3 protein-coding genes and 1 pseudogene are annotated in these 3,559 nt (G+C 67.3%); 2 read left to right on the forward strand and 2 right to left on the reverse strand.

Annotated features, from left to right (window positions below; all coding sequences use genetic code 11):
• Positions 1–479: 479 nt before the first annotated feature.
• Positions 480–1,073, forward strand: a complete 594-nt coding sequence (locus CHF16_RS39995; protein WP_143228376.1) for a hypothetical protein — start codon at positions 480–482, stop codon at positions 1,071–1,073.
• A gap of 68 nt (positions 1,074–1,141) precedes the next feature.
• Here CHF16_RS39995 and CHF16_RS38945 read toward each other — a convergent pair whose 3' ends face one another.
• Both CHF16_RS38945 and CHF16_RS42280 read right to left on the reverse strand, forming a co-directional pair.
• Entirely contained in the window at positions 1,142–2,386 is a 1,245-nt protein-coding gene (locus tag CHF16_RS38945) for an HNH endonuclease signature motif containing protein (RefSeq protein ID WP_089331209.1), read from the reverse strand.
• Positions 2,387–2,996: 610 nt separating this feature from the next.
• Complete coding sequence (locus tag CHF16_RS42280) at positions 2,997–3,113, reverse strand: DUF397 domain-containing protein (RefSeq protein WP_089331210.1); 117 nt, start codon at positions 3,111–3,113, stop codon at positions 2,997–2,999.
• Positions 3,114–3,261: 148 nt separating this feature from the next.
• Between CHF16_RS42280 and CHF16_RS38955 the strand changes: the two are divergent.
• Positions 3,262–3,465, forward strand: a pseudogene (locus CHF16_RS38955) (transposase family protein); the annotation flags it as partial.
• Positions 3,466–3,559: the final 94 nt, after the last annotated feature.

The raw sequence follows: 3,559 nt of genomic DNA on the forward strand, positions 1-3,559 counted from the left end.
ATCCGATGCCTCAAACGCTACGTCGCCCGCGAGCTCTACCAGATCATCACCACAAACGATCTTAGACTCGCCGCTTGACATCCATAAGAGCATCCGATCCCGACTCCCCAGGATCCGGTACCTCGCGTGCTGGACCCCGCATGGCTCGCAGCGATCCGCCGGGCGCGGGCCGAAGGCCGCCGGCACGTCCGGGCGTTGACCGGCAACGCAACGCCGGACGCCGGCGGCCCGACGCTCGTGGACATCGACGGCGTACTGAGTCATCAGCCACGGCCCAGACGGATCCGGTGAACCGGTTGCCGAACTGCTGCGACCGAGGGACGCGGGGAGCGACACCGCCGCGGACCACATCGAAGCCACCGCGCGGCTCTGGCCCAGCTACCGAAGAAGTACCGGCGCGAACGGCGCCCGCTGACCCGCACCGACTCTGCCGGAGGCACCTACAAGATCCTCAACTGGCTCACCGCACTCTTCGGCCGATGGCTGCCCTAATCGGTGGGGATGGCCATCACCGACGCCATCCACCAGGCCGTGGTCCTGGTCCCAGCCGCAGCCTGGACCCGGCCGTCGAACCCGGCGGCGAGATTCGCGACGGTGCCCGGGTCGCCGAATTCGTCAGCGACGCCCTCATCAGCTGGCTCAAGGGCACGCGGCTCACCTGCTTTGCCACCAGCACCACCGGCAGCTCGATCGCCCAAGTCGCGTTCGACCTGCTCGCCTGGATGCCCATGCTCACCCAGAGCGGGCCCAGCGCGCCGGCGGCAACTCGGACATCTGCGGTCTGCCCTTCGCCGCCGCCCAGCTTGTCACTCTCCTTGTCCACCCGTTCTTGGTGCCGTTGCTCCAGATCTGTCGCCAGACGACTTGAGGAAGCCACGAAGGCCCACTGTCGTCTCGGCATCGTCCAGGTGCTCGACAGCGCCGGGGAACTCGGCCTCCAGCGCCGCCACGACCTGGCGGCGCTGGCCGAACACTATGAACGGCCAGTGTCGGCGGCGCGGGAAAGGGGCGGCGTACAAGCTCGGCGGCGTGCTGAGCAAGCAGCCATGGATCAGCGTCAGAACGGCTGGTGAGGAGATGTAGGCCGCCGGGCCCGGCCCGTGCCGCCGGGGGCGGCCGGGCTCGGGCGTCGGTCTGTTGTTCATGCGGCCTGGGGCCATGTGGGTGGTGGTCTTCGCTGGTGGAGGGGGACGGTGTCGGGTGGGTGGAGGCGGTAGGTGTAGCGGCCGTCGGGTGTTTTGGTGATGTGGAGTCGGTCGGGGTGGGTGTGTTTGTAGCGGTTGTGCCAGCCGCAGCACAGGGCGAGTTTGTCGATGTCGGTGGGGCTGTTGCCGAGGGCCCAGCCGTGGACGTGGTCGACCTCGCACAGCGTCCCGGGCACCTCGCAGCCCTGCACCGCGCAGGTGTCGTACAGGGTCTCCAGGACTTGGCGTTGGGAGGCGTTGGCGAACCTGACCCGGTGGCCCAGGTACAGCGGTGTGTTACCGGTGCCGAGCAGGAGGGGCGAGACCCCCGCGGTGAGCGCGATCCTGCGGGCCTGGGCTGCCGGTATGGGGGTGCCGTCGGTGAGGCGGGCGGGGGTGGTGCCGCCGGTGAGGGTGTCCAGGTCGCAGATGACGGTGACCTTGGTGGCCGTGTGCCCACCCGACAAAACGCCGGTAAGTGCGGCCGCAGTCCGCTCCGACAGATCACGGTGGTCGTCGCTTCCGGCGGGCTTGGCCAACGGTGCCAGGGTGCCGTCCCAGATCGCGGCGTCCTCGGCGTTCAACCAGCCCTTGATGTAGCGGCCACCGTCCAGGGACCGGGTCGAGTCGATCCACGACCGCTCATATCCCCGCTTCACATCCTCGGGGGCTTGCTCGCGTCCGTCGCGCTCGGCGATGACGTCGCGGATCCGCTTACCGAAGCCGGCGACCTTCCCCGCGGAGAAGCCCTTGTCGACCATGTCCAGCAGGATCTCTTCAGCGGCCGGGCAATCGTCATCATCCAGGCGGGCGGTGGCCTCGGCGATCGTCGCGGCGTACCCGGTCGACAACTCACCTGCGGTCCACCGCTCGGTGACCTCTGCCAGGCGGTGCCGCTGGCGGGCCAGCGTGAGGCGTTCCCTGGCGCGAGACTCGCGCATGCCCATGCGGGACCGCAGCCAGGAGCGAGTGGACGGGAAACCCCACCGCTGGACCTCCCGGGCACCGTCCACCACATCGACGAAACCCGCCAGCGCAGCCTCCAGCAGATCAACGTCGGCGGCGAGGCCCTCGGCCAACTCCAGGCAGGCGGCCGGCGAGTCGGGAGCAGTGCGGGAGGCGAGTTCGGCGGCAATCGCCGATACCGCGTTCACCATTTCGACGGTGGACGCGGCGTCAAGATCGCCCGCAATCAAACTCATGCCCCCATGATATGCAGCCGGACGCCACCTCGCTCTTTTTAGTCGGAAATCGGACCATGATTTTTCCAACCAACCTTGATCGCGATTGACCTTTGTTGCGGATGCCTCATTTCAGGCATCTCGATTTCGCCGCCCTGTGGATTAGCTGCGGATCGCGTGTTGGCACACCCTGGGCCCGATGGTACGCCGAGCAGGCTCTGGCGCTGCTTTCGGCACGGTCGCCGAATTGAAGTCGGCGTTGCGCAGTGCGGGCAAAGACGGGCTGCACCCGCTGGGCTGGACGGCACACTCATCGTGTTCGATCGGGCGTGGGCGGACCGGCCGTACTACTCCGCCAAGCACCGCTGCCACAGAATGAACATCTCCAGGTCATCGCCGACCCCGACGGCGACGATCGTGTGGACGTCGGGGACGATGCCTGGCCGCACCCACGACCTGCATGCCCAGCTCCACGCACCCGGTGCACGCAAACGCCCAACTAAAGTCATGGAAGCCACTGCGCAAGCTCCGCTGCAACCCGGCAAGGCCAGCGACCTACAGAACTACGAGGCCAGCCCCCAACAAAAGCAAGGGGACAGCCTGGACCGGCCGCCCCACACACGTGCGCAGGTCAATGCCTGATGTCGAAGGAGCCACCCTGGACACCGGTGATGAGAGACGCCCAAGCGGAGGGCGTGATCGACAACATCGGCCCGTCCACGTCCTTGGAGTCCCCGCAAAGCCACACCCTGCTCTGTCAGTGACCCTTTTTCATCCTCGGGCGGGTCGATTGATCACAGCATGATCGCGAGTTGCTGGAGTCTCCTCGGACGCAGAGAAGCCCCTGGTAGACGGGTTGATCACCACAACCACACCGTCTCACCAGGAGCTTCTGCATGCTGTTTTACCGTGCCGCCGTGGATTTGTCGCGCCCGACGCTGAAGTACGTGGCGGGGATCGTCCGCCGCCATCGCCGGGCGATCAGGTCGCGATGGCGGCTGCTGAACCCCGGCCAGCAGGCCCTCTTGGCGCTGGTGCATCTGCGCAAGGGCGAGACGTTCGTCGAGGCCGCCGCGGGCTTCGGGGTGTCGGTGGCCACCGCCTAATGGGAGCTGCCGGGTCGGCCACTGCTGACAGACTCGGTGCCTGGTAGCCGCCGGTGAGTGAGCACTTCCATCGCCTGGACCGTGGAGT

It is taken from the genome of Actinomadura meyerae (assembly GCF_900188445.1).
Classification (GTDB): domain Bacteria; phylum Actinomycetota; class Actinomycetes; order Streptosporangiales; family Streptosporangiaceae; genus Spirillospora; species Spirillospora meyerae.